This window comes from Bradyrhizobium sp. 138 (assembly GCF_023074075.1).
Lineage (GTDB): Bacteria > Pseudomonadota > Alphaproteobacteria > Rhizobiales > Xanthobacteraceae > Bradyrhizobium.
The window spans coordinates 1-25,961 of the sequence record NZ_JADPKT010000010.1; the positions used below are offsets into that span (position 1 = coordinate 1).

The window sequence follows — 25,961 nt, forward strand, 5'->3', positions numbered from 1 at the left end:
CCTGGGCCGAACGGCCGGCTTCGGACCCCGACCCGCGCACGCTTGGCCTCACATCGCGCCATCTCGCCTACGTGATCTACACCTCAGGCTCAACCGGAACTCCCAAAGGGGTACAGAATGAGCATCGGGCTATTATCAATCGCCTGATCTGGATGCAAAAGGCCTATGCACTCAATGCGGCTGATGTCGTCTTGCAGAAGACCCCGTTCGGATTCGATGTCTCGGCCTGGGAATTCTTCTGGACATTGCTTGAAGGGGCAACCCTGGTGCTGGCACTTCCTGGTGCGCACAAAGACCCAGATGCGCTTATAGACTTGATAATCGGCCAACGCATCACCACTGCGCACTTCGTACCATCCATGCTGGCCAGCTTCATGGACACGAAGGGCGTTGATCGCTGCACATCCCTGCAGCGTCTCGTGTGTAGTGGCGAGGCGCTTTCTGCCTCCCTTACGCAGAAGGTTCGGCGCGTATTACCCTGGACTAGTCTGCACAATCTATATGGTCCCACGGAAGCTGCTATCGACGTAACGGCCTGGAATTGTCCGGCTGATTTTAATGGGGCAGTGGTCCCGATCGGCCGTCCGATTGCGAACACGCGGGTGTACCTGCTGGACGGTCATGGCGCGCCCGTGCCGTTCGGTGCGGTGGGCGAGCTTTACATTGGCGGTGCGGGAGTGGCGCGAGGCTATCTGAACCGCCCCGAGCTGACAGCCGAGCGGTTCATCGCCAGTCCCTTTGTGGACGGCGATCGGCTGTACAGGACCGGCGACCTCGGGCGTTATCTGCCGGACGGCAATCTGGAGTTCCTGGGCCGCAATGACGACCAAGTGAAGATCCGCGGCTTCCGCATCGAGCCGGGCGAGATCGCGGCGCGGCTTTGCGAGCACCCGTTCGTGCGCGAGGCGGTGGTGGTGGCGCACGAGGGCCCCGGCGGCGAGCAGCGTCTTGTCGCCTATGTGGTGTGCGCGCCGGAAGCAGCTTCGAATGGGCTGGAGGGAAGCGAGCTTGCCGGGGCCTTGCGCGCGCACCTAAGTGCGCACCTGCCGGAGTACATGGTGCCATCGGCGTTCGTGCGGCTGGCGGCGCTGCCGCTGACGGTGAACGGCAAGCTGGACCGCAAGGCGCTGGCTGCGCCGGCTGACGATGCCTATGCACGGGCGGCCTATGAGGCGCCGCAGGGCGCAGTCGAGACGGCATTGGCGCGGATCTGGGCCGAGCTTCTCGGGTTGGAGCGGGTCGGACGCCACGACGACTTCTTCGAACTGGGTGGGCACTCACTGCTAGCGGTGCGGCTTCTCAGTCGAGCGCTCGATGCCGGGTTCAAGTTTACCGCCGCCGATCTCTTCCAAGCTCCTGTTCTGAAGGAACTTGCATTGAAGGTTCATTTGGAGCCACAGCCCAGTAGTCCGGGAGTGATTTGTGTTCGCGCAACCGGATCGCAGCCGCCGCTGTTCTTTGTTCCCACAGGCTTAGGAGATTGTTCCTATATCCTCAACTTGGTGGAGGAAATGGACGCGGACTGTCCAATCTATGGTCTACCGTGGCCTTCTTTCAGTGAAGTTTGTTCACCAACTCTTGAAGCGATAGCCTCGCAAGTCATTCCGGCGATCAGGGAGATACGGTCCCGGGGTCCATATCGATTTGCTGGATACTCATCAGGCGGAATATTGGCTTACGCCATAGCCGAGCAGTTACTGAGCCTCAATGAAACTGTCTCATTTATGGCGTTCATTGATGTTACGCTACCCGCAAAGCCAGCCGGCATGACGCCCACCCAGATGGTATGCGAAGTGGTGCTAGAAACTCTTGAACCCCTTGAGGACGAGCACTTTAAACTATTAAAGCGCTTTGCACGGCACAGTTCGATTGCTCAACTACTTGAGAAGGCTCATCAAATAGGAGCTATACCTCCGGATCACAATGATGCTTTGATGTACGAGAGAATTGAGCAGTTTCAAAGGGCGCTGCAGCTATATCGGGCTCCGTCGCTGCCAATTGAGGTACATCAGTTTTACGCGGATTCTTCCGTAAGTTGTCGCGCACGAATAGACAAGAGCTCAATAGCTCCAGAGATGAGCTCGCCGATGCGCGGCTGGGACAGGGTTTTGAGTGCAGCGGCCATTGATACCACAACGATTCCAGGCAATCACGCGACGATGATGAACACTCCAGAAAACCGCAAAGTCCTGGCACGCTCGTTATCAAGAGCCTTAAATAGTCGTCCGTGAAGAACCTGGATTTCAGCTCGGGACGAACTGAAGCTGGACGAGGATTTGGCGCAACAGGAGCTGCAGCCAGCGGAGGAGACGCCGGAAGTTGTAACCGGCGGCGGCGAGGACGGCATTGGTGGCGTCGCCTTGGCGATGCCAGAGATAGTTGCGGCCCATCCGGTGTTCGGATTTGAGATGGCCGATGACCGGCTCGACCGCGGAGCGCCTTCGCAGCTCGCGTTTGATCTTTGGCGTCACCCGCCGCTTCTGGCCTGAGGTGAACACCCTGAACCTGTAATCGGGCGGCGCATTGTGGCCGCGATAGCCCTTGTCGGCGAGGATGCGCGCGATGGTGTTGCCGATCAGCGCCTCCATGGCCGCCCACCTCGAGATGATACTGGATGCCCACAAAGGCGAACCCCTTGCCGAGTTCGAGAATCAGCGAACGCAGGTGTTCTATCAGCCCGCGTTCGAGGTCTCGCTCCAGCATTTCGGGGCCAAGTGAAAGAAAGTCGAAGCTGTAGGGATCCTTGAGGATCTCTTTAGCGAGCTCGACCGCTCCGCCGGCAGAGTCCGCGAGAAGGTGGTAAGTGCGCGCTGCCTTGACGGGCGAACAGGTCACTATCGATCTGATTGATGAGGACGTTGCGGCTCCATCCGTGTTCGATCGCCTGTCGCGCGTACCAAGCGCGTTGCTTCGGCGCCTTGACGGCATCTAGAAGGCGGACGTTATGGCCCCAGGGCAACAGTGCAACAACTTGTTGCACAAATTCGGCATCCCGCCACGTACATTTGTTGCTCCTCAGCGTCCTCATCGCGAGGTACCGCTCCGACCGCAACGAACGCTGGCTGAAAATCAAAACTGTGCAGAAGGGCAAATTCCCCGTGGTCGGGTTCATCAAGGATCCTACAGGTGTGGCTGCGCTCTACCTGGGCAAGAAGGAAGGAAAGGAACTGGTCTACATGGGCAAAGTCGGGACCGGTTGGTCGCGCACCGTTTCAAGCGAGATCCGAAAGAAGCTCGATACCGTAGTGAGCCCAAAGGCCAAGCTCACCCGGCCCATCAAGAAGCCCAAGGCGACGTGGGTTGAGCCCACGTTCTACGCAGACGTCGAGTACCGTGATATCACGTCAGAAGGGCTGCTGCGTGCCGGCTCGTTCAAGGGGTTGAGCAAGAAGTAGGGCTGCAAGGGGGGAAAGATGAGCACTCGATTGCTGATTTTGATTTTCGGCGGGGGCGCTTTCGCCGTCGCGGTTCACGCTAACGACCTATCGGCGATGTATATTGCCCTGTTTGCAAGTTTTATCATCTACCTGCTCCATACGTTGGAATTCAAACTGAACAAGCTTCTCGACCACTACGGCATCAGGGTCTGGGATAGCGATATCTCGAAGGACTGATGTGAGGGCTGGGATGGACTGGGGACTTATTTTGGTGTTGGCGATTTCCGGCGGCATCTTCCTGTGGCAACGCTCGAAAAACGTCGAAAAGGCAAAAATCGCCAATCAGCGTCTGAAGCAGGATGATCGCCTGTACGAGCACATCAAGGCAGGGATGCGGGAGTACCACTTCCGCGATGGCGAGCAGCAATTGTGGCGAGTGAAAGAGAGCAGGCAACGGCTATTTGAGACCGCCGATCTGATAGCCTTTCATGTGACACACGTCATCGAGAGCCGCGTAGGTTTTTATTTTAAGGACCTCGGAGAGTAAGCGCCTTTGCGGGCAACGGTGATGAGTTCATCGAGAGCTATTACCGAACCGATGCCACTTTTCAGAAGGAAGGCATGCTGATCCCGCCGGATGACTGACGCCCCGGTTCTCCACAAGGCTGCGGGATGTGATCTGCTTAACGTCACGCCATTGTAAAACTTTTTCGTTTGACGGATTTTGCCAAATATACAGACAGAATCCTCAATCCTTTCAAATACTCAGCGCGGACCCTTGCGAGTCCGGATTTCGGCGATAGAGTTTTTTGGTGCCCCAAGTGTGAATCAATTTCCTTGCAAGCTTCCGGACTTCTGATCTTATGAATCTTGGTCGGACGGCCTGGTTCACAGCAGCTCATAACCAGTCAAATGGAGAGCTGCGCCAATGCCTGACCATCCCGAGTTGCACGTTAAATTCCTGGGCCTGAGCCTCAGCGCTAAAGGTGCGCTGGCAATCTGCGCCGCCATGATGATTGTTCTGTCGGTGCTTGAACCGCCCCGGGTTTGCCGGAGGCTCCAACCCCTGAGAGGATGGAGCCATGACGAGCAAGACGACGAACAAGTTTTCACCCGAGGTCCGGACCCGAGCGGTTCGGATGGTTCTGGATCACGCCAGCGAGCACCCGTCGCGCTGGGCGGCAGTGACGTCAATCGCGGCCAAGATCGGCTGCACGCCGCAGACGCTGCATGACTGGGTCAAGAAGGCCGAGGTCGATAGCGGGCAGCGGGCCGGCGTTCCGACCGACACGGCCGAGAAGCTGAAGGCTCTCGAACGGGAGAACCGCGAGCTGCGGCAGGCCAACGAGATCCTGCGCAAGGCAAGCGCCTATTTTGCGATGGCGGAGCTCGACCGCCGGTCCAAGCCATGATCGCCTTCATCGACGATCATCGTGGGGCGCATGGGGTCGAGCCGATCTGCAAGGTCTTGCCGATCGCCCCCTCGGCCTACCATGCCCATCTGGCCAAGCGGCGCGATCCCGCCAAGCTGTCGGCGCGCGCCAGGCAGGACGCCGCGCTGAAGATCGAGGTTCGGCGCGTCTTCGATCAAAACTTCTCCGTCTACGGCGTGCGCAAGGTCTGGCGGCAGCTCAAGCGCGAAGGCTTCGATGTTGCCCGTTGCACAGTGTCGCGACTGATGCGGGACATGGGTTTGCAGGGGGTCATCCGCGGCAAATCCGTCAAGACCACGATCAGCGACAAGGCCGCGCCATGCCCGCTGGATCACGTCAATCGCCAGTTCAAGGCACCAAGGCCGAACGTCCTCTGGCTCTCCGACTTCACCTATGTCGCGACCTGGACCGGCTTCGTCTACGTCGCCTTTGTGATCGACGCCTATGCCCGCAGGATCGTGGGCTGGCGGGCCTCCCGCACGGCGCACGCGGGCTTCGTGCTCGATGCGCTGGAGCAGGCCCTGCACGATCGCCGACCGGTCCATCGCGGCGGGCTCGTGCATCATAGCGATAGGGGCAGCCAATACGTCTCTATCAAATACACCGAACGCCTGGCTGAAGCTGGCGTCGAGCCTTCTGTCGGCAGCGTCGGAGATTCCTATGACAACGCTCTCGCCGAAACCATCAACGGTCTCTACAAGGCCGAGGTGATCCATCGGCGCGGACCATGGCGCAGCTTCGAGGCCGTCGAGTTCGCGACGCTGGAATGGGTGGACTGGTTCAACAACCGGCGGCTCCTGGAGCCCATCGGCAACATACCGCCGGCCGAAGCCGAGCAACGCTACTACGCCATGCTGGAACAATCGGCCATGGCGGCATAACTTAAACCAAATGGCCTCCGGCAAACCCGGAGCGGTTCAGCTCGCCTTCTACCGCTTTTGATTGTGGCTCGTTTGCAGTCTCACGATCCACCATGCAAACACCTCAACCTGTGAAGCGGCGTCGGCCAGGACAGCTTTTTGCAACGAACGAGCTGTACCTGTTCGCGGCCAGCCTAACTCGTGAACGCGGTTAAAGCGCTTAGCCCCCCGTGTCATCGGACGCGAGTGTTCCGTCGCTTCAAATGCCCTTGGTCATCTAAGGGTACGGTCTTGGTTAGAGAGGCAGCTTGATTGATTCCACGCAAGCTCTCTTCAGCCGCTTTAGCTGGGCGTTGGAGTAGAGCCCGAAAGTGATGCCGACCTCGCTCTCGTGGCCCATGATGTCCGCCACAACGTTCTCCCGGTGACCTGCATCCTCAGCCTTCGTCGCAAACCAACGCCTAAAGCTATGGAAGTTGACCTTGGACCTCCGCGCACCCGGTCGCTTATCATGCACGCCAAGTTTCTTGCGATAGTACGTGAACCGCTTCGAGAGGGCCATCGTCCGATTGCCATCCCAGCCGGTGTCCTGGAAGTCGGGAAAAAGATAGGCAGTCGCATCGCGCTTGCCCATAAGTTTCGCGATCATAGGTCGAAGCGTTGAATGAATGGGAATGGTGCGAACCCCAGCCGCAGATTTGCTGCGAGTGACGCTGAATGTGTGGTCGCTGCAATCACGAATGCGAAGCTGTCCGATTTCATCGAGGCGCATCCCAGACAGGGCGGAAATCCTCATGGCGTTCACCATATCAGTGTCTGCCGGGCCCGCGAGAAGGGTGCGAACCTCGTCATCCGTGAACGGCCGCTCGGGCCCATCGGGCCATCTGGGGCAATCCTATGTGCCTTGGCCTTTGGGAGCGACTTGCGCATCCAGGGGTTCGACTTCACGCCGAAGCTCTTCTCTAGCCAGGTCCAGTATTGCCGTAAGGCAGATAGCTTCTTGTTGGCCGTCTTGAAGTGCACGCCCGCCTTGACGAACGCCTCATCGCGGAAATCGGCGGCAATCCGATCCGTCGTGGTCTCGATGAAGAAGCCTTGGCTGGCCTTCGTGCACCAACCCTTGAACAGCGTTAGCGCGGTGCGGGCGTCGGCCTTGGTTCGCTCGCTATATGTCGAGGCAGCAAGCCATCGCTCGATGTAGAGGTCGGCGGGGGTGACCTTTGCGGACGCCAGTTGAACGAACTTGGTGGCCTGCTTGGTAGCTGCCCGGGGTTCTCCGAACGGTTCGTAATCTTCCCGGGTCCCGCCAGTCGCAAGATCGATCTCTTCGGCCCGGTCCGTGATCTGATACATAAGGTCATTGCGCCGCGCGGCATCTGCCCGGACGAATTCCTCCCGGAGCGCCATGGCCTCCAAGAGTAGCGGGTCTTGTTCCTCGGGCCCAGCGTCCGGTGTTTGGCAATCTCAGACTTCAAATCCGCAACGGCGTTCCAACGGGCTATGCGGGCCACCCGGAGGTCTGTGGTCGCCAGGGACTTTCAGGAGCCGCTTCTTGCCAATGGCGCGCCGTAGCGTCCTAGGGACTTCAGCAACGGCATACCAAGTCGTCCCTTCGCCCCGAAGGCTGGGTCAAGTAGCGCCGATCACCACCACCTTTTTCCGCTCTCAGAATAACGTTCACGTGGCCTGCCCCTAACAGTGTGCCCAACGGCTCGCCCCCAACGCGGGCTTTCATATAGAGCTATTTTGGCAGTATTTCCAGGCTTTGAAAGCAGGCGCGTAGGGTCCAGGTTCCCCAGCCAACCTAAGAGTCCACAGCGGAATCAAGCGACTTTCTGTCGATCGCAGAACCTAGCCTAGTCGATCCACACCTTTGGTCCACTTCGACCGAGAGGGGCTTTGACCTTTGCGCAGGAAGGCCCGGGCGCACCGGCCGAGATGGTCCCTGACAGGCGCTACTGCAAGTTCAATGTACATTGGTGCTCGAAGGGTGGGCATCGACAGAATTCTAGATCGCAGCGTTGGCCTGGTCGATCCGAAGGAGTGCTTAATCGGGTGCATCGTGGGCCAGTACCGGCACATGTGGAGCGCCGGCAGCAGCGAAGGCTGGGGATCGCGACGGCTAATTTCCACGATAGTTTGGCGATCGCTTCTCGAAGAACGCGTTCATTCCTTCCTGCTGGTCAGCAGTGTTGAATGCGCATCGAATTGCCTGGCGCTCGAATTCGAGCCCGGCGTCCAGGGTGGTCTGAAAGGCGGCGAGAACGGCCACCTTGGCGAGCTCAGTCGAACGCGGCGGCTTTTGGGCGATCAGTTCGGCGATCTCGAGCGCTCGCGCCTGTGCCTGGCCGCTTTCGACGACTTCAGCGACAAGGCCGGCCTGCATCGCCGCACGGGCAGAAATCGATTGGCCAGTCAGTATCATCAGCATGGCCAGAGATTTGCCTGCCACGCGCGTCAGACGCTGGGTTGCGCCGTCGCCTGGCAAAATCCCGATGTTGATTTCAGGCTGTGCAAACCGCGCTCCTTCGCCTGCTATGGCGATGTCGGCGAGCAAGGCCAATTCGTGACCACCACCGAAGCAAATTCCCTCAACCGCGGCGATAAGAGGCTTTGGAAAATTGGCGATGTCCCGCCACGCAGAACGTCTCGCGGGATTGTCGATTGCCTCAAACCCGCGCTGCTGCATCTCCTTAATATCGGCTCCGGCAGAGAAGAAGGTTTCGTGCCCGCAAAGGACGACGCAACGAACATCCTCATTGAGCGCAGCCTGCCGCAAGCTCGCGCCAAGCTGTGCGATCAGGTCGTTGCTTAAGGCGTTTCGTTTCGACGTCCTGTTCAGCGTCACAACGCGCACATGGGCCCTGGGAGAGGTCGAGAGGATGAGATCGGGCTTGCCGGTCATTGAGGGTGTCTCCTGAAAGAAGTCAGAAAGGCAGCCTATAGACTGAAATCGTTTTCTACGCAAAACATGCTTCATTATAGTCAATCCGACTGACCAGGCTTCGAGCTGTTTCTGGCTGCTCAAGAAAAAAATTGCTGGTCAGACTGGGAGAAGGTTTAGCGGCAGCATTTTTCGCGCTTGACTCCGAAATCTAGAGCGCCTACGTGTATGAAATCGATTTCAGAACTGCGATGTTTTCTTAGCCAGATGACGGCGTAGTAGCGCGGCGCCGTCCAACAAGAACAACAGCTTCTTCACGAGTGCGCTTTGGCAACAGGAGGGATGGAAACCATGGGAATGGGACAGGCTCGCGCGCGTTTTGTACGCAGCGCGTTCGGTGGCGTCTGCTCTTGGGCGGCTGCACAGATCGGAATCGCCGCTCGCGATCTCTTTGACTAAGGTCATGCAAGAGCCGGTCGTGCGGCCGCACGACTTGCGAAATCGCGAACCAAGACGGCCTTATCGGCGGCATGCCGCGTACCCGTTGGCGCTTGCGCCTTCACCGCTATGAGCCGGCCCGCTCAAGTCGCGTGTATCTTAGATAGCGCCGCACTCCGCGCGTAGACCCAGCGAGCGGCTGCTCGTCCTTGCTTGACCGCAGCATCATTAACGCCATTGACTTAGCCCGAGGACACATGAACATTATTGCTCAACCCAGTGCCGTATCTGTTCAGCTTGATAATCAGATTGCAAACAGACGGATGACCATCGGCCTCGGAGGGGGCGTAGCGCTGGAGTGGTACGACTGGAACGTCTACGGCGTGATGGCGGCGTTTCTCTCGCCGCATTTCTTCCCTTCCGATGATCCCACGACCTCGCTGCTTGCGGGGCTAGCCGTGTACGGGGCGGGCTTCTGCGCGCGGCCACTGGGAGCGGCTTTGCTTGGCCCAGTCGCAGATCGCATTAGCCACAAGCGAGTAATGATGATCTCGGTGACGGCGATGGCGGTTTGCTCGCTGCTGATCTCTCTATTGCCGACCTACCGGGACATCGGCGTCACGGCGGCTGTGGCGCTGCTTATCATGCGCCTTATTCAGGGGCTTGCTACCGGAGCCGAGGCGGGTGTCGCCAATGCAATCGCAATTGAACTGGCGCCGCCCGGAAAGGAGGGGCGTTATCTGGGGCTGATCGGTGGCACTTTCATCCAGCTAGGCAACCTTGGATCCAGCCTTGTTGCGTTTCTGGTGAGCGCATCGGTTGCCCCCGAAGCGATGCGCGAGTGGGCCTGGCGCGTACCTTTTGCGGTCGGCGGGGTGCTGGGCCTACTGGTCATTTATCTGCGCACGTCGGTACCGGAGACCTTGATCCATCGGGTTATGCATCGCCAAGATGACTCGTCGCGAATTCAGGAAACCACCGGCGGTGTGTGGAAGACGCTCTGGAGCGTGCGGCTATCCCTGCTTGCGGTCATCCTGGTGATCGGATCGGTGCAGATCGCCAACTATGCCTGGAACACCGGTCTGCCCAATATGGCGAACACGGTGTTCAAGGAGAATAGCACCTCTGTATACGGAATTATGACGCTGATGGTCTTGATCTGGATGTTGGCCGCCCCGCTTGTTGGCGCCTTCGCTGACAAGGTGCGGCCCTCGCGTGCGTTCACGCTGCTGCGCCTACTGCTCATCCCATGCTTTTTCCTGACGCTGCTTTATTCGGAGAAGGGCATCTCCACGTTCTTCCTTGTCACGGTATTCGGCGGAGCCATCGTGGGGTTCAACATGGCGCTCTATAACTTCATCGCTACCACCCTGATGCCGCGTGCCGTGCGCACCACGGGCGTAGCGCTCGGTTACGCGCTCGGCGTCTCATTGTTTGGCGGGACCTCACCGTATCTTCTTGTGTGGTTGCAACGCGAGCACATGGCCTGGATGTTTCCTGTCTACGGATCGTTGATAGCGCTCTTAAGCGTGGTGGTCTACCACTTCGCCAAAAGGCGTGGCCGCGTCTACATCGGTGACTGAACGCCTTCTGCCTGCCGCTTGCGCCTCCCAGCAGAGGCAAAGCCTTCCTTATCAGACGCAAAGCATGTCGACTGGCGAGTATCTCTTGATGCTGGGCAAGAGCATGGGATTGGGACGAGCGCCTTCGCCAGCAGCGGGACACGTGAGCAGTCCTGATCGCATCCAGGGCCGCTTATGGGCGACGACGTCCATGAACTGGAGTCCATCGAATGAAAACGCCATCGTCACCGCACTTCGCGCTCGTCGACTTGCAGCGATATTTCAACGCCGGTCGCCTGGAACTCGATGAGGGGTTCGGCAGCCGCCCAGGCGACACCGGCTGGATCGATTCGCTTCGAGGGCCGCAGACGTATCGAGGCATCCCGTTTCTATTCGGCGCCAACGCCGGAGCGGATGTGCTGGCCTTGCGTCCCGGGGGGCTTCCTGTGGTGATCGCGCTGCCGCCCACATTGGCCAGCTACGTGCTCTTTGTGCAAGTGGTCGCGGACCGCCCACCCGTAAGTCCTCAAGGCTTCGGGGAGATCGGGCCGGCAACGCTGCCTGTGGAAGGCAATTCGCTCGGCGATCGGGTGTCGACATACGTGCTCCGATACGTCGACAGCACCGAGGCCGACGTGCCGGTGCTACGGCGGTTCGCGGTCCAGCAGAACCATATCTCCTGGAGCGCGAGCCCGTTCGCGGCGCTGCCGTTACGGGGGCCCATCGTGCACGCAAGCACCGGCGAAAACTGCGCACTCGGCAGAACGGCGGGCGCGAGCTTCTTCCATGGCGAGACACGCACCGAATCGGGGCGCATGGATCGACAAGGGGAGAACTTGTGGCTTTATGCGCTCGAAAATCCATATCCGGAGAAGGAGCTCACCGCGCTAAGCCTGCGAGCGGAGCAAGAAGTTTCTCTTGTCTTTGCGGTGACCACGACAAGGCTCACCGAGCATCCCCTGCGCCTCCAGGCTCGTCGCAAGCTGAAGATGCGGCTACCGCCCGGAGTGCATCTGAATAAGCTTGGCGAGCTCGACGTCGATCATCGGGGCGAACAGATCGGCATGGATCTCGGCACGGTGATCTCCGCCCGCGCGGTGCTTGACTACGCGAGATCGGACTGGCTCGGTGACAAGCACGACGTGCAGCCGGTGCGTTCCGAGGACGAGGTCATCGTCGAGTACTCCGCCCATCCCGACGCAAGGCTGTACCTACGCTCCGACGACGGCCGCTTGCACCTTGCCGATCTTCGGTCGCTGGAAGCTGGCGGGAACGCAGGAGACACCTCGCTGGAGGCGGTGCCCATCGCGCCGGCAACAAGGCCCGTCAAAATCCGCATCGTAGAGAAGGGCAACGGCGTGCGTGTCGCCGCGCGCCTGCATGTGCATGGCGCGGATGGGGAGTATCTGCCGCCCAAGGGGCACCACCGCAAGGTCAATACCGGAAGATTCGAAGACTTCGCCGGGGAGTTTACGAACGGGCTGAACCAGTACGCCTATGTGGATGGCAGCTGCGAGGCGGACTTGCCGATCGGGCCCGTGTTCGTGGAGATCAGCAGGGGCTTCGAGGTGCGGCCCCTACGCCGTATCGTCCAAGTCACCGCGACCACGGAGGAACTCACCTTCGAGCTGGACAGGGTGCTGCGCTGGCGCGAACAGGGCTGGGTCAGCTCCGATACTCACGTCCATTTCCTGAGCCCGCACACAGCCCTGCTAGAGGGCAAGGCGGAGGGGGTCAACGTCGTCAACCTGCTCGCGGCACAATGGGGCGAGTTATTCACCAACGTGGCCGATTTCGACGGGCGCACGACGCTCGGGGCAAAGCACTTCGGCGGGGACGGAGAGTTCCTTGTTCGCGTCGGCACAGAGAACCGTATGCAAGTCCTAGGACACATATCGCTTCTCGGCTACGAAGGCGAGATTATCAACCCCCTGTCTTGCGGCGGACCCAACGAGGCTGCGATCGGCGATCCTCTGGAAGCGACCATGGCCGATTGGGCGGAGCGCTGCCGCCAGCAAGGGGGCCTTGTCGTGATGCCGCATGCTCCCAACCCGCAAGCCGAGCGGGCGGCGGACATCGTGCTCGGCCTGGTCGATGCCATTGAAATGATGTCGTTCAACCCGCGGACTGCGCAGATCAGCGCATTTGGTCTGGCTGACTGGTACCGTTACCTCAACATCGGCTACCATCTGCCACTGGTCGCCGGCTCCGACAAGATGGACGCTGCCGCGCTCCTCGGAGGCTCGCGGACCTATGTGCAACTAGGTGGGCGCGATTTCACGTATCGCAACTGGATGGACGCCGTACGCAGCGGAGACACGTTCATCACAGTCGGGCCGCTCGTTGAGGTGACAGTGGAAGGACGTCGCCCCGGGAGCGCGATCGCGCTTCCTCCTTCGGGTGGCACCATCACAATCGGCTGGCGGATCGAATCGGTCAGCGTCGCGCCAACACGGGTGGAGGTGATCCGCAATGGCATCGTCATCGATGAAGTTCGATGTAGCGAGTTGTCGTGCAACGGCCAGCTCGCGTTGCGCATCACCGAGTCCTGTTGGATCGCAATACGCGTTCGAGGCAGTGTGGCGGGGCGCGAGGCCGACATCGCGGCCCACACCAGTGCGGTGTATGTCAAAGTCGGCGACAAACCGGTCTTTGCCACTGCGGACGCGGTGTCGATTCTTGCACAAATCGAGGGATCGATCGCCTATATGGATACGCTCGCTCCCAGGACTGACGAAGCGCGGCACTCGCGGCTGCGAGCTGCCTTGGAGCTTGCACATCATCGTCTGCATCATAAGCTGCACGAACTTGGCGCCATTCACCACCATGCGCCTGTCCACTCCGTTCACACCGAGCGCGAGCACTGAGAAGGGGAAAACGTCGTGTGAGCTGCTCTCCTTTCTCTCGCTCCAGCGCTTCGCGGGCAGCATGACCGCGGCATGTTTCAGCCACGTCCACTTTGTGCCGCCACCAGTCATATGTTCGCGCAGCGTGGCAGCCGCCAGAGTCTTGGAAGAATGCAGAAGGCACGAGAAATCGATTTCAGTGACAGCGCGTCGGCCGCGGCAGCTTCAGCCCGGGCTGCGCCTGCGACGCGGTGGGCGTTCGCTAGATCTCGGCGGCCCGGTCGATGACCGCATGACCAGTCGATAGGGCAACAGGACACTCCTGGGAAGTGGGCTTCCAGCGATCGCATTGATGAGATAATCGGCGGCTCCTCGGCCAATTTCAGCTGCCGGAACACTGACTGTTGTGAGCGGCGGGTCCATCTGCGCCGCCAGCTCCACATCGTCAAATCCTGTGATGGAAAGCGTAGCCGGCACGGCGACCCCAATTTTGCGGGCCTCTGCCATTGCACCGATGGCAAGGGTGTCGGTGGTGCAGATCACCGCCGTCGTGTCGGGGTGGTCGGTGAGGAGCTGACGAAGAGCGCTGCGACCCTGGGCAAGCGAATAGTCGGCCTTAATGATCTGGGTGGGCCTGAGCGGGAGGCCGGCGTCCGAAAGAGCGCGCTGAATGCCCTCGAGCCTCGCGCGGGACCGGTCGTTGGACGCAGCAACAACATTGGCGATCGCGCCGAAACGGACGTGTCCAAGCCGCAACAGATACTCGGTCATCTCGCGCGTGGCTCTTTCGTTATCGATTCCGATCGCGGGAATGCCGCCAACTGCCTTCGAAACATAGGTCGTGATCACAGGCACACCGGCTTGTTCAATCAGAGCCCTCAGTTCACGTCCATGGGAGCCTCCGACCAGTACAATTCCATCGATGCCGCGCTCGATGAGGCTCTGCAGTTCCTGAAGTTCGCGGCGCTGATCATATTGGGAATTCGCGATGAAGAGCGTATAGCCGCTTTCGCTGAGGCGGTTCTGCAGCGCCTCAACTCCTTCGGCAAAGATGCCGAGCGCCAGCGTCGGAACGATGACTCCGATGGTGCGCATGCGTCCCGACTTCAAGGCTCTCGCCGCGCTGTCTCGCGTGTAGGACAGGTCTGTGATGTGCCGCATCACCTTGTCCCGGAGCTCCGGTCTCACGATTTCGGGATGATTGAGGACGCGCGACACGGTCGCAGGGGACACATTGGCCTTTCGCGCGACATCTTCGATCTTCACGCGCGGTTGCTGGCGTCCTTTAGGCTCGATTGTTGGTTTTTTATCCATCCGGTCTGGTCGCTCAGTCAATGGCATGAGTCCGATCCACGTTAGAACATTGGACAGCCAGCGTTCTCAAGCTCTGTATACGCCCGATCCGTCTTATCCAGTGGAACTCTGGTACATGGGCAGGCGCTGAGTTGGCAGGCCGGCCATTTTGCTTGACTCTGCAGATCATGATGCTTATTTCTGAAATCGATTTCAGAGGTCGAGCCAAATAGAACACCTTTGATCCAAGAAAACTGAAAGGCGAGACCATGGTCGATCTTTTGAAGGGCGTTCGCGTCCTGAGCTTCAATCACTTCCTGATGGGCCCCGTGGCTGCGCAGTTTCTCGCCGATCTCGGGGCGGACGTCATTGCCATCGAGCCACCAGATGGCGCCTTTCAGAGGAAATGGGGCGGAGCAGACAAGCGGGTCGATGGGCAGTCCATGCTGCTGCTCACCGGGAACCGCAATAAGCGAAGTCTCACGCTCGACCTGAAGAAACCTGAAGCCATTGAGATTGCCAGGAAGTTGATCGCGACCTCGGATGTCATGACTGAAAACTTCCGCCCCGGCGTTCTCGACAAGCTTGGCCTCGGCTACGAGGACGCCAAGAAGATCAATCCGCAAATTATCTATGCTGCGGCCTCAGGCTACGGTCCCGATGGGCCCTACGTCTACCGTCCCGGTCAGGATCTACTGGTGCAGGCAATGTCGGGGCTGGCCACGATTACTGGAAGCCGCGAGCAGGGTCCAAGGGCCGTAGGTGTTTCAGCGGTCGATCACCATGGTGCTGCGTTGTTTGCGGCTGGCATTCTGGCTGCGCTTGTGAGGAAAACGCGCACCGGACAGGGGTGCCGGGTTGATGTCAGCCTGTTATCTGCTGCACTCGATCTGCAGATGGAATCCTTTACTTGTTACCTCAACGGCGAGCGGCCTGACGATGTCCGTCAGCCGGGACCGATCTCCGGTTGGTACTACGGTGCGCCTTACGGCATTTATCCGACGCGTGACGGTCATATGGCGATTTCTCTTGGATCTCTCAGCACAGTGTCGGAGGCGCTCGATGTTCCGGCCGATCAGCGCGTTCCAGACAAGGAGGCGTATCGCCGACGCACGAGGCATCCGCTGCGATCGCCGCAAATGTCGCAAAGCGCACGACGGCCGAATGCATCGCATTGTTCGAGGCCCACGGAATTTGGCACGCCGCGGTCAATGACTATGCAGATGTCGTGACCGATCCGCAGGTCGTGCACAACAAGAACTTCCAGGTCGTTCGCGGGGCGACGGGCGCGCCGATCACGCTCGTCAGCCATCCCGTGCGCTATGATGGCAAGCTGCCCGAAGTCCGACTGCCGCCTCAGAAACTTGGGGCTCAGACCGAGGAAATCCTCAAAGAGCTCGGCTACGACGACCACCAACTTGAAGACCTTTCCAGCAAGGGGGCGGTCGGCGCCTTTACGTCCTCGCGCGCCCCTTGATGACGCTCCCAACGCGCATCACGGCAGGCATGCTCGCATGTACACACTGGTCATGCGCGTGACGATCGGGCTGAGGCGGATAGCCGTTGGGCGTTTGCTCGTGATCAGGAGCGATAGCTGGAGAAGGCAGCTGCGTGCTCCTGACCCGCTTAAGCCATCGGCTCGGCCGAAGCGAAATCGGTCGGACATTGGAAGGTTAGCACCGGGAACGATGCCCTGGGATTTCGGCAAGTGGCAAAGGAGTATCGGATATGAGCAAGTCGCGCTGGGCACACGCAATAGACCTGATGCAAGCACGCGTCGATCAGACGCTTGCCGCGATGAAAATAGAGTTTCCGCATTGGGCAGACAGCTCGACCGGTAAATGGACGACCACGCCGGACGGCGATTGGACCGGTGGCGCATGGCCGGGTATGTTGTGGCTGCTCGCGCGGCGATCTGGCGAGGCGAAATACCTCGATGCAGCTCGGTTCTGGAGTAGCCGCTTGAAGCCGCGCGCGCAGCTGCAAACGGCGTTCAAGGGCTTTGGGTTCTACTATGGGGTCGCTCTTGGCGACGTCCTGTGTCAAGACAAGGACGCAGCTCTCCTGGCACTGGATGCCGCCACCTCTCTCAAGACGCAATTCGATTGCCGGCTTGGCCTCATTCCGCTAGGCCGCGATGCGGAGGAAGCAGAAGATGTTGGCAATTCGTTCAGCAGCATCGACTCTCTGCAAGCAGTCCCGCTTCTGTATTGGGCCGCCGCAAGGACAGGCGATTCCTCATACGCTGGCATTGCGGCGCGCCATACCACGCGCGTGCTCGACATTCATATGCGCTCCGATGGCTCAATCGTTCAGTCGAGTGAGCTAAATCCGTCCACCGGCAAGATAGTCCGCCATTTCACCCACAAGGGATTCAGCGACACGAGTGTCTGGGGCAGGGCGCAAGCTTGGGGGCTCGTCTATGCGGCGATCGCGCTTGCTCACCATCCTCATGAGACGCGCTGGATGGAGCAGTTGATGGCGGGAGCGGACTGGTGGCTTTCGCACGTGCCAGCGAGCATGGTCGCGTTCTGGGACTTTGATGATCCTGACATTCCCAACACGGAGACGGACACGGCGGCAACTGCAATCACGTGCTCGGCGCTGCTAAAGTTGGCGCGGCTCGCGCCGACGGCGGCACTGCGCGTCAGATATCGTGAGGCAGGCGAACGGACGGCAAAGGCCTTGATTGAGACCTATCTGACGCCAACAAAGCCGGACGATCCCCGCCCGCCCGGAATGTTGGTCGGCGCCTGTTTCAACAAGCGTCGCGATGCACGCGCTCAGGACTCGGCCAACAATGCAGAGACGATCTTCGGATCCTACTATCTGTTCGAATCATTGAACGTTCTTGATGGACTCATCGAGGCTGAGAAGATTTGATTAGAAGCAGCCCCTATTGCGATCATGGTCCAGGACGCACCGCTCAGCGGCGTGATGCTGACGGTGCCGATTCTTGTTCGTCTTGCACGAGAGGTGCCGTCAGCTATTTCAAAATCGAGGTACCGCTGCGCGGCGAAGCTGCGTGCGTTGATCGAGGAGGGTGGTGAGGCCCTCGCAGGCCGCACTCCGGCAACACAAGGGGGTTGGGCCTGACAGGTCAAGGCAGCGCGAGAGCGCAGACGTAGATGTGGCGCGACGATCAAGGACGCGATGACGGCGCTATGGGAGGCGTTGGACCGGCTATGCGGCAAGCAGCTCAACGTGATGATTCCGATCTTGCTGCCGGCCCTTGAGCAACATGGGCGATTGAAGCCTGGTCTGGCAGATCGTGATCCTGTTTTCGCGATCACCCCTGCAACCATCGACTGCCTGCTCGTCGACGTAAGGGTCGCGGCGAGCGGCGGTAGGCGGCGGCGCCGTGCCGGATTCCATTCGACCATCCGACGGAAAGTTCCGATCCGGACGATCAATGACTGCCCACAGCCGAATTATGCGAAAGCGAAGGTCCGGCGAGAGCGGTTTAGCGATGGGGCTGGCCTCCATCACCAGCCCTCAGAGTGAATCACGATTTGCCGCAAGCGAATCACTTCCGATTCCGTCAGGTAGGAAAATGCTCTAAAGTAATCAAGCGCTATCATGCTCCGTTGACGCCCTATGAGCGCGCGCTGGCGTATGCCAAATTGACGCGGCTGTAAAGCGGCGCCTACTACGTGGATCAGTATCGCTCGCTCCATCCGGTCGGGCTCATGGCCGAGTTTCGCACAAACCACGAGGAACTTGGCAGTTGCGTCGATCGTCGTGCCGGACAGGTGCGCGGCCTGCAACCCGCTTGCACGAGCTCCGCGCCGGCAACCGCAGCGACGTTCGCCAAGAAACCCTCCGCAGCACGGTGACGGCCGGCGAGGCGCGTGCCACGCACCGAGGCTGCCGTCGGCCTTATAAGACCAGGGTTCGCATGGCCGTCCAAGCTCGACCCGCACATTACTAGGATTGAGGGCTGGCTCGTCAAGGAGCCGCAATTGACTGCGCTCGCAATAACTCACGTTCGACCGCCCGTTCCGGAGTTGACAGCGCGCGCGTTGCCCAGCTCCTTCTTCAAGGCTTTCTCCCGACAGGAGAGTGGGGTGATATTTCCGAGCAATGGGGTTGGGAGCGCAAGGCCAGGGGCATTCCCAGGGCCGAGACAAGAACCGCGATGGCCCCCAGCCACTGTGTTGCGGTCAGAGTTTCCCGAAGGAAGATAGATGCGAAAATGGATGTAAGCACGGGAACGAGCGGTAGCAACAGAGCGGCGGCTGTCGCGCTCATTCGCTGCAGCGCGATCCCGTAGAGGAGGAAGGGGATCGAAAAGAGCAGCAATCCGGATCCGGCCACCGGGACAATATCGCCGATGACCACAGAGAGCGTCGGCAATGGGCGAACGCAAATCCACGCAAATACGACCACTGCAAACGCGACGATCTGGCTCGTTGTCGTAAGGCGCAACGCGTCCACGCTTTGCGACATCACACGGACCGCTATGCTGTAGAGTGAGGCGAATAGTACGCCGGCGAGTACGAGAGCGACCCCCAGTCCCGGCGTTGCGGAAGGAGCAGATTCAGAGGTCCATTGCAAAAAGCCGACCCCGGCAAAAGCCAACAAACAGAGAAAGACGATAGCACGGTTAGGGATCTCACCAAGGATCAACCACGCAAGAAGTATGACCATCGGCAGTTCAACTGCGAACAGCATCGCCTCTACCGACGCCGGCAGCATCGATAGTCCGAAGATCGACAGACCAGACGCAAGCGCCGGCTGCAGGATGCCGGCAAGGCCAGCACGCCAATCGCTCAAGCGAGGCGGCGCACCTGAGAGGATCGATAGTACGATCAGGCTTGCGGCACTCACAGCCAACTGCGCTGTCAAAAGCGAGAGCGGTTCGATGCAGCAGAGCGCGGCCTTGGACAGAACGTTGCCGATGCTCCAGCTGACCGTTGCGAGTGTTCCGCAAAGAAGCGGTAGGAAAAGAGGTGGGCTCTCACTCAAGCTTATGACTCCCTTCGTCGCGGCGATCGGAGTGGGTTCACGGCAATGCACGTTTGAATTCTCGGTTCATGATCTGCCGCCGCCGGATCGCATATCGAATTCTGGGCTCTAATTGTCCTACCCAAGGGCGAAGCCACGAGTATCGCATGCGTTGTGTCTCTTAGCCTCGAAGCTTCGTCGTTCCGCACCACGGGCGAATGGCATGGTCGGAGGTAACTGGCGACGCCCTTACGATGATCGTACATGCGTTGTCGATCGCATGAAAACAAGTGAAAGAGCGATAAATCCATACCACGATTTACGTCATCTCCACCCCGGGGCAGGCTGCTGCGACCTATGGGGTTGAAGACGGATTGGATCGAGCTGCCGTTCCGCCTTCGAAGGACCTGGATCCGGAGGTGCGTAAGGCGCTCCGGGAGTTTCTAGTCGCATCGCTCGACGGGTACGGCGATTCCCCTCACGTGGTTGATTTCGCAATCCGAGGACGCGCGCCAATGATGATTGGGGAGGACATTATGCCACAATGCAGGGGCCGGCGCTGAGGGCAGGCCTTGCCAAGGCCGTCCAAGGCCTCGGGGCCGCACGCTTCCGCATTTTTCGGAAGCTCGAAAACTGAATCGGTAATCGTAGTCCCTGCTTCTGTCCGAAACCACACGTGCCGAATGTAAGTAAATTGCCAGGGTGTCTGCACACGAGACATTCGGCCGAGAAATTGCGACCAGATTCCTCTGGTTTGCACTGGCCCAAATCATGCTGTGGCTACGGGCGAGAACGCAGAATGGGAGGCGCCTTAGTTGCAACCAGCCATCGAGATGACCTCGTGCCACTGAGAATGAGGGCAAAATATAAGTCGTGATCCGAAATCCGATCTCGATCGGGACGAGGGACCTGACGGTCTTGGAAGTCCCGTCTTAGGTCATGACTTGGCTGAAATGCGCATCCGCAACCTAGATGCGCACGCTCACGCCAGGCGGGCATCTGGTACTCGGATCTGCGTGTGATACCGCTCGAACGCTTGGCGTCATGCCGCTGATGCAGAGATGGTCCGGGAAGCGCTGACGAAGCGTTGATCGTTCGAGTGCGTCTGCTTGCTCGCTGCTTTCGGCAGCGAAGACGGTCTTCAAATTAATCGAATCGTCTGGGGCTAACATGGAGGCACTATGCGCATCTGCGGTATCAAGCTGACGCATGACGGATCAATCGCTCTTATCGAGGACGGACGACTTGCTTTTTGTGTCGAGCAGGAGAAGCGGGACAACAATCCGCGATATCAAAGCATTGACAATCTCGATGCAGTTGTCGTCGCCTTAGCGGAGCAGGGGCTGGATGCGTCGGATGTTGATCAGTTCGTCATCGACGGCTGGTGGGGAGAGGGGCAGTCGGAATTCCAGGTCCTCAGTGGGGCTACGCCAATTACTCTCAAAGGTGCGCCGTATATTGAAAGTCATGCCGATGGCCTGCTAACGTCGCGCGACGGCACTGGCCTGCTACTGGGCGGCAAATCCTTTCCTTACAGGAGCTATCCGCACGTCACGGGCCATGTGGCCGCCGCATACTGCACGAGTCCCTTTGCGAAAGCAGGACAACCCGCGTTCTGTCTGGTGTGGGACGGCGGCACCTTTCCACGTCTTTATTATGTAGGACTCCGCGGCGCCCAGTTCATCGAATGCCTGTTTCCAATGATTGGGCACGCCTATGCGGCCGCAGGTTATCACTTCGGACCGTATAAGCAGGCGACGCGCACCAATTGGGACCTCGGTGTTGCCGGCAAGTTGATGGCCTATATCGCACTAGGCTCTGTTGATGAAAACATCGTCACGGTCTTTCAGGAGCTTTACGAGGAGCACTTTGGGACCAATGCAGAGCTCGCCCGTCCTGACAGTCCGGAGTCTGCGCTTGAAGCTGTGCATGATTACGTCGATGCCAGCGCGCAGCGGTTGAAGTCCAAGGCTCCCGAAGATGTGCTTGCATCGTTTCATTGTTTCCATGAGCGTCTGCTCGTTCGCGAAATGGCGCGTGCTTTGCAGCGCCACTCACGTTTTCCGGCGCGCAACTTGTGTATAACAGGCGGCTGCGCTCTCAACATAAAATGGAATAGTGCGCTACGCGCCAGCGGCCTGTTCGATGCTGTCTGGGTGCCGCCCTTTCCGAATGACAGCGGATCGGCAATCGGTGCCGCTTGCTCGGCAGTGGCGGCCGACAAAGGCTTCGTGCCGCTACAATGGTCAGTCTATAGCGGTCCAGCCCTGCAGCCGAGCGATGTGCCGACCGAATGGGACGCCGCGCCGTGTAGCATGAGTGAACTCGCGACCATTCTCGTCAGCAACAAGCCGGTGATTTTCTTTGCCGACCGCGCCGAGCTTGGGCCTCGGGCACTGGGCAGTAGAAGCATTCTCGCAGCCGCGACGACGGCGCGAATGAAGGATCATCTCAACGATATCAAACTTCGCGAACACTTCCGGCCGGTCGCTCCGATATGCTTGGAGGATCGTGCCCCGGAGATTTTCAGCCCTGGAACGCCGGACCCTTACATGCTCTTTGATCATCAGACACGAGCAGAATGGCGGGACAAAGTCCCCGCCGTTGTACATCTGGACGGAACTGCGCGATTGCAAACCATTCCCAGATCGTCCCAGCACAAAGTCGCCAAGCTTCTCGTCGAATATGAGAAACTTACGGGTATTCCACTGCTTTGCAACACGAGTGCGAACCACCATGGACGCGGTTTCTTCCCGAATGTCGCAACGGCCTGCCAGTGGGGAGGCGTTGAGCATGTATGGTGCCATGGCATGCTGTGGACGAAAACACAGAAGTGAGCGATCCCCGGTCCAACGGCACCTTTCCCGCTAAGAATGAGCGAAATATGACAGCGGGTCGCTGTCTGCCGGATGTCGCCTACGATGCGCCGGGAGGGTGCTTCGGGCTGCGAATGGTGCGGCAGGAGGACGATTTTATGTATGGTCCTCGGCACGGCCACCGCCTGATACAGGCATATCAGGGTGCTCGGCGAGCCAGTGCCGGCATGCCGCAGAGCCTAACGATAGGCTTGCTGCGCTTAGTGTTCCTGGCACGGCCGTTGCTATTGAGAGGCAGCAACACCGAGTGAGGCTGTGCATTCAGACGTGTCAGACAGACGCTCTCTAACGCCGTGTGTCCATTTCCGAGAGAATAGGCGCGGGAGCAGCCGCGGGATCGTTGGGACTTGCCAGTGGGCTCATCAGGATCGCCGGTTGCGATCGGCCAGCCAGGATGAGGGCGGTAAGAAGGGCCGAAGGTCCGGGAAAAGCATCTTTCCGCTCAAGAGCGGTCTGGGATCGCCAGAGCGGCAGCAGCGGCCTGGGAAAAGGGCTGATCCCTCAATTTCAAACTGAGACACGGCATTATCGCTCAACACCGTCCAGCGTCCCTGGTGATGGGCGCCGCGAAATGGCGCTGGCGCGACACGGGCTAGTCATCGCACAAGGATGCCGAGATTGGCGGCGACTACCGCATCAGCACCGGACATTTTGCCACAACGTAGCAGTCGGCGCTGAGGACAGGCATAAAGCGAGAATCGGGTCAATGCCCAGAACCGCAGGCGCTGGGCAGCTTTCGGTAACCCGAAAACTGATCAGGTGAGCGCAGTTCGTGCTTCTGTCGGAAACCAAACGTGACAAATGTCAGTAGATCGCCAGCGTGTCTGCAAACGCGACGTTCGGCCGAAAAGTTGCGAGCGATTCCTCTAGCTCGCACTGGCGCATGGTGCGGCAAGAGGACGATTTCATGTATGGTCCTCGGCACGGCTACCGCCTGATACAGGCATATCACGGTGCTCGGCGAGCGAATGCCAGCATGCCGCAGAGCCTAATCATAGGCGCTTGCTGCGCTTAGCGTTCCTGGCACGGCCGTTGCTATTGAGGGGCAGCAACACCGAGTGAAGCTGTGCATTCAGACGTGTAGACAGATGTTCTCTAAAGCCGTGTGCCCATTTCCGAGAGAGCAGGCGCGGGAACAGCCGCGCTATCGTTGGCAGTCGGTTGATGGAGAGCGAGATGAGGCCGGCTATCCGGCTTCTCAGCTCACCGCTTGCCGGACGCTGAAGCAGTTCGTCCAGACCGGCCTGCTGGCCGCCGGCGTCTCGCGAATGTTGTTTTCACCACAAGATGGAGAGTTAGATGAATGCCCCGCTAGGCGTGTCTGTAAGGCGCCAAACGACTGACGTAGATGCAATGCTAGCCGAACTGCGATTATGCGAGCGCCCGCATGACGTGGAAGTAAGCGGTCTGCCCCTGCACGTCCTGCCTGGTGTTTTGTCACCACGCCTAAGTCACGGTCCCGACGCATTGATGTCGAAGTGGCACATCGAACCTGGCGCGACAGTACTCGATCTGGGATGCGGATCAGGCGTACTAGGGCTTGCAGCGCTCCGTGCCGGCGCAGGCTGTCTAGTGGCACTCGACATAAATCCGCAAGCCGTCCTCACGACGAAGATAAACATCGAGAGGTTAGGTTACTCGGACAAAGCCGAGGCGCGCTATAGCGACACCTATTCTGGGCTGCATTCCGGAGAAAAATTTGACATCATTCTCTTTGCCGCCCCTTATTGGAATCGTAAAGCGAAAGACGACCTGGAGCGCTCTTGCTTCGATGAAGATCACAATGTCATGGCTTCGGCTCTCAAAGGTGCGCGGCGCCGCCTAAATGACAAGGGCGTGATGTATGTGCTCTTCTCTGATCAGGGAGATGTCGGGCGCGTCCTGAATTTGATTAATAGGAGTAAGCTGCGCGTCAGGAATATGCATATTTTCCGCCCCTCGATTCCAGAGGGGCACGTCCGGATTATTTGGGAACTCACGGTGCGATGAAAGCTCGTGTATCGGGTACCGTTCGGGCCGAGCATGGGCCCAAAAAGAAGGTCCAGGCGCTGCACGGTTCGCTTCGCAAAAGTCATAGAGTTCGCGGTACTTTCCGGCCGACGAGGCGCGCTCGACATTTATGTCGCGGTGACTGACCGCGATGATGACCGAAACCCGTGAAAAGCCCATTCTGGCGCACCTTCACGTAGGTAGCTATAATCCACGGTTAGCCTCGCGCTTCGAGTAGTCGCTCGAGACTTCAGCTTGTCGTCGAACTCATCGCCCGGCCGTCCGGCAACGATGCGCCTCCGTTAACCGAAACGGTGTTTTTGCCTTGCGCAGTTGCGGAATGTTGCCCGGATAATCGTATTTGAGTAGCGCCTCAGTGGCGCAACGGCTGAAGCCCATAAGCTGCCGACCGTGGCGCGTGCAATAAATACCGAGAAAATGCGCCATCAACAGTGGGATGTCGTCGCGCCGCTCCCGCAGCGGCGGAATCGCAATCGGAAACACGCTTAGCCGGAAATACAGATCCTGCCGGAAGCGGCCGGCCGCAACCTCGGCGGTCAGATCGACGTTGGATGCCGCCACCACACGAACGTCGAGCGAGATAGTCCTCGTGCCGCCGACCCGTTCGATCTTCCGCTCCTGCAGCGCCCGCAGCAGCTTGCCCTGGGCCGAATAGGTCAGCGACGCGATCTCGTCGAGAAACAACGTGCCCCCGGAGGCGCGTTCGAAATAGCCGGGGCGCGAGGCGATGGCTCCGGTATAGGCGCCTTTCGCCACGCCGAATAATTCTGACTCGACGAGCTGCTCCGGGATATTCCACCAGATTGCGCGCAGCGTCGCCGTCGCGGGTGCCGAGATTGACGGCCAGCATCGGGGTCACCAGCCCTACACCAGTCGATGAACTCATTCGTGCCGAAGCGGTTGGGCTCGGTGCTTAACCAAGCGAGATCGAGCCGTGCCGGACGGCTCTCCACCGGGCCGACGCCGTCCTTCCAATTGTAGCCGGAGACGAAATTGCCTCCCGGATATCGTACGAGGGTGGGACCAAGCTCCTTGATCAGCGCCAGCACGTCCCCGCGAAATCCACGCTCGTCCGCCGTCGGATGACCCGGCTCGTAGATGCCGCCGTAGACACAGCGCCCGAGATGCTCGATGAAGCCGCCGAACAAACGGGGATCCGTGTGACCTATGACAAAACGACATGCCGCGTGGCCTCTCGCGCGCTGATCGTTGCGACCAACCTCCTGGAGTCGGAGGATCTCGAAGCCAGACCTCGGGTTTCGACAAGCGACCTGAGGGGAACGCTCGTCTCAAACCGCAGGAGGCGCGTGAAAGCTGCGCAAATCAACCGGACCGACGATACGTTAAGCTCGGTAGCCCGGGAATTTGGTGAAATGCAGCGCAGCAAAGAAGCTAGGCTCAACGGCAGGAGAGCCGGCCGCCCTTTGAGAACGGA

General features: G+C 59.4%; 17 protein-coding genes, 4 pseudogenes and 1 other annotated feature. Of the genes and pseudogenes, 11 read left to right on the forward strand and 10 right to left on the reverse strand.

The window, feature by feature from the left end; all coding sequences use genetic code 11:
* The coding region (locus IVA79_RS07505) for an amino acid adenylation domain-containing protein (protein ID WP_249815929.1) at positions 1 to 2,231 on the forward strand (2,231 nt) is incomplete at its 5' end.
* Positions 2,232 to 2,243: 12 nt separating this feature from the next.
* Here IVA79_RS07505 and IVA79_RS07510 read toward each other — a convergent pair.
* The 3 genes and pseudogenes from IVA79_RS07510 to IVA79_RS07520 form a co-directional block, all read right to left on the reverse strand.
* Positions 2,244 to 2,588, reverse strand: a pseudogene (locus tag IVA79_RS07510) (transposase); the annotation flags it as partial.
* A gap of 61 nt (positions 2,589 to 2,649) precedes the next feature.
* A pseudogene (locus tag IVA79_RS07515) lies at positions 2,650 to 2,703 on the reverse strand (hypothetical protein); the annotation flags it as partial.
* 52 nt (positions 2,704 to 2,755) lie between these two features.
* The gene (locus IVA79_RS07520) at positions 2,756 to 3,112 is read right to left on the reverse strand and encodes a DUF1016 N-terminal domain-containing protein (protein ID WP_346658153.1); all 357 of its coding nucleotides are present in this window, start codon (positions 3,110 to 3,112) and stop codon (positions 2,756 to 2,758) included.
* On the opposite strand from IVA79_RS07520, the gene IVA79_RS07525 reads away from it, so the two are divergent.
* The 4 genes from IVA79_RS07525 to IVA79_RS07540 all read left to right on the forward strand — a co-directional run bounded on the left by IVA79_RS07525 (position 3,009) and on the right by IVA79_RS07540 (position 5,691).
* On the forward strand, positions 3,009 to 3,395 hold the full coding sequence (locus IVA79_RS07525; RefSeq protein WP_247551469.1) for a hypothetical protein: 387 nt from the start codon (positions 3,009 to 3,011) through the stop codon (positions 3,393 to 3,395). The genes IVA79_RS07520 and IVA79_RS07525 overlap by 104 nt on opposite strands.
* Before the next feature lie 18 nt (positions 3,396 to 3,413).
* Positions 3,414 to 3,614 carry a hypothetical protein gene (locus IVA79_RS07530; RefSeq protein ID WP_247551471.1) on the forward strand — a complete coding sequence of 67 codons (201 nt, stop codon included), beginning with the start codon at positions 3,414 to 3,416 and terminating at the stop codon, positions 3,612 to 3,614.
* Between the two features lie 13 nt (positions 3,615 to 3,627).
* Entirely contained in the window at positions 3,628 to 3,924 is a 297-nt protein-coding gene (locus tag IVA79_RS07535) for a hypothetical protein (RefSeq protein ID WP_247551473.1), read from the forward strand.
* A gap of 535 nt (positions 3,925 to 4,459) precedes the next feature.
* Positions 4,460 to 5,691, forward strand: a protein-coding gene (locus IVA79_RS07540) for an IS3 family transposase (RefSeq protein WP_247551475.1) whose coding sequence is annotated in 2 segments (ribosomal slippage) — positions 4,460 to 4,751 and positions 4,751 to 5,691 — 1,233 coding nt in all. Because the reading frame shifts where the segments join, the coding sequence is not laid out codon by codon here.
* Positions 4,744 to 4,860, forward strand: a sequence feature (AL1L pseudoknot). (Overlaps the previous gene by 117 nt.)
* A gap of 274 nt (positions 5,692 to 5,965) precedes the next feature.
* Here the strand turns inward: IVA79_RS07540 and IVA79_RS07545 are convergent.
* The 3 genes from IVA79_RS07545 to IVA79_RS07555 all read right to left on the reverse strand — a co-directional run bounded on the left by IVA79_RS07545 (position 5,966) and on the right by IVA79_RS07555 (position 8,575).
* The gene (locus IVA79_RS07545; protein WP_247551478.1) at positions 5,966 to 6,466 is read right to left on the reverse strand and encodes a tyrosine-type recombinase/integrase; all 501 of its coding nucleotides are present in this window, start codon (positions 6,464 to 6,466) and stop codon (positions 5,966 to 5,968) included.
* 5 nt (positions 6,467 to 6,471) lie between these two features.
* Positions 6,472 to 7,077: a hypothetical protein gene (locus IVA79_RS07550; RefSeq protein WP_247551480.1), complete on the reverse strand. Its 606-nt coding sequence runs from the start codon at positions 7,075 to 7,077 to the stop codon at positions 6,472 to 6,474.
* Positions 7,078 to 7,792: 715 nt separating this feature from the next.
* The gene (locus IVA79_RS07555; RefSeq protein WP_247551482.1) at positions 7,793 to 8,575 is read right to left on the reverse strand and encodes an enoyl-CoA hydratase-related protein; all 783 of its coding nucleotides are present in this window, start codon (positions 8,573 to 8,575) and stop codon (positions 7,793 to 7,795) included.
* A gap of 674 nt (positions 8,576 to 9,249) precedes the next feature.
* Here IVA79_RS07555 and IVA79_RS07560 point away from each other — a divergent pair.
* Positions 9,250 to 10,575 carry an MFS transporter gene (locus IVA79_RS07560; protein ID WP_247551484.1) on the forward strand — a complete coding sequence of 442 codons (1,326 nt, stop codon included), beginning with the start codon at positions 9,250 to 9,252 and terminating at the stop codon, positions 10,573 to 10,575.
* A gap of 209 nt (positions 10,576 to 10,784) precedes the next feature.
* On the forward strand, positions 10,785 to 13,421 hold the full coding sequence (locus IVA79_RS07565; protein ID WP_247551486.1) for a CehA/McbA family metallohydrolase: 2,637 nt from the start codon (positions 10,785 to 10,787) through the stop codon (positions 13,419 to 13,421).
* Positions 13,422 to 13,625: 204 nt separating this feature from the next.
* Here the strand turns inward: IVA79_RS07565 and IVA79_RS07570 are convergent, their stop codons facing one another.
* A complete protein-coding gene (locus tag IVA79_RS07570) occupies positions 13,626 to 14,741 on the reverse strand; it encodes a LacI family DNA-binding transcriptional regulator (RefSeq protein WP_247474311.1) in 1,116 nt (371 codons plus the stop codon).
* Between the two features lie 272 nt (positions 14,742 to 15,013).
* On the opposite strand from IVA79_RS07570, the pseudogene IVA79_RS07575 reads away from it, so the two are divergent.
* Both IVA79_RS07575 and IVA79_RS07580 read left to right on the forward strand, forming a co-directional pair.
* Positions 15,014 to 16,170 (forward strand): annotated as a pseudogene (locus IVA79_RS07575) (CoA transferase).
* A 251-nt stretch (positions 16,171 to 16,421) separates the two neighbouring features.
* On the forward strand, positions 16,422 to 17,576 hold the full coding sequence (locus tag IVA79_RS07580; protein WP_247551488.1) for a glycoside hydrolase family 88 protein: 1,155 nt from the start codon (positions 16,422 to 16,424) through the stop codon (positions 17,574 to 17,576).
* A gap of 1,155 nt (positions 17,577 to 18,731) precedes the next feature.
* Here the strand turns inward: IVA79_RS07580 and IVA79_RS07585 are convergent.
* On the reverse strand, positions 18,732 to 19,661 hold the full coding sequence (locus IVA79_RS07585; protein WP_247551490.1) for a DMT family transporter: 930 nt from the start codon (positions 19,659 to 19,661) through the stop codon (positions 18,732 to 18,734).
* A gap of 1,160 nt (positions 19,662 to 20,821) precedes the next feature.
* Between IVA79_RS07585 and nodU the strand changes: the two genes are divergently transcribed.
* Both nodU and IVA79_RS07595 read left to right on the forward strand, forming a co-directional pair.
* The gene (nodU, locus tag IVA79_RS07590; protein WP_247551492.1) at positions 20,822 to 22,477 is read left to right on the forward strand and encodes a nodulation protein NodU; all 1,656 of its coding nucleotides are present in this window, start codon (positions 20,822 to 20,824) and stop codon (positions 22,475 to 22,477) included.
* Between the two features lie 1,338 nt (positions 22,478 to 23,815).
* Positions 23,816 to 24,505, forward strand: a complete 690-nt coding sequence (locus IVA79_RS07595; protein ID WP_247276116.1) for a methyltransferase — start codon at positions 23,816 to 23,818, stop codon at positions 24,503 to 24,505.
* Positions 24,506 to 24,772: 267 nt separating this feature from the next.
* Here IVA79_RS07595 and IVA79_RS07600 read toward each other — a convergent pair whose 3' ends face one another.
* Positions 24,773 to 25,282 (reverse strand): sigma 54-interacting transcriptional regulator, encoded by a 510-nt coding sequence (locus IVA79_RS07600; protein ID WP_346658154.1) that lies wholly within the window; start codon positions 25,280 to 25,282, stop codon positions 24,773 to 24,775.
* A 34-nt stretch (positions 25,283 to 25,316) separates the two neighbouring features.
* A pseudogene (locus tag IVA79_RS07605) lies at positions 25,317 to 25,695 on the reverse strand (alpha-N-arabinofuranosidase); the annotation flags it as partial.
* Positions 25,696 to 25,961: the final 266 nt, after the last annotated feature.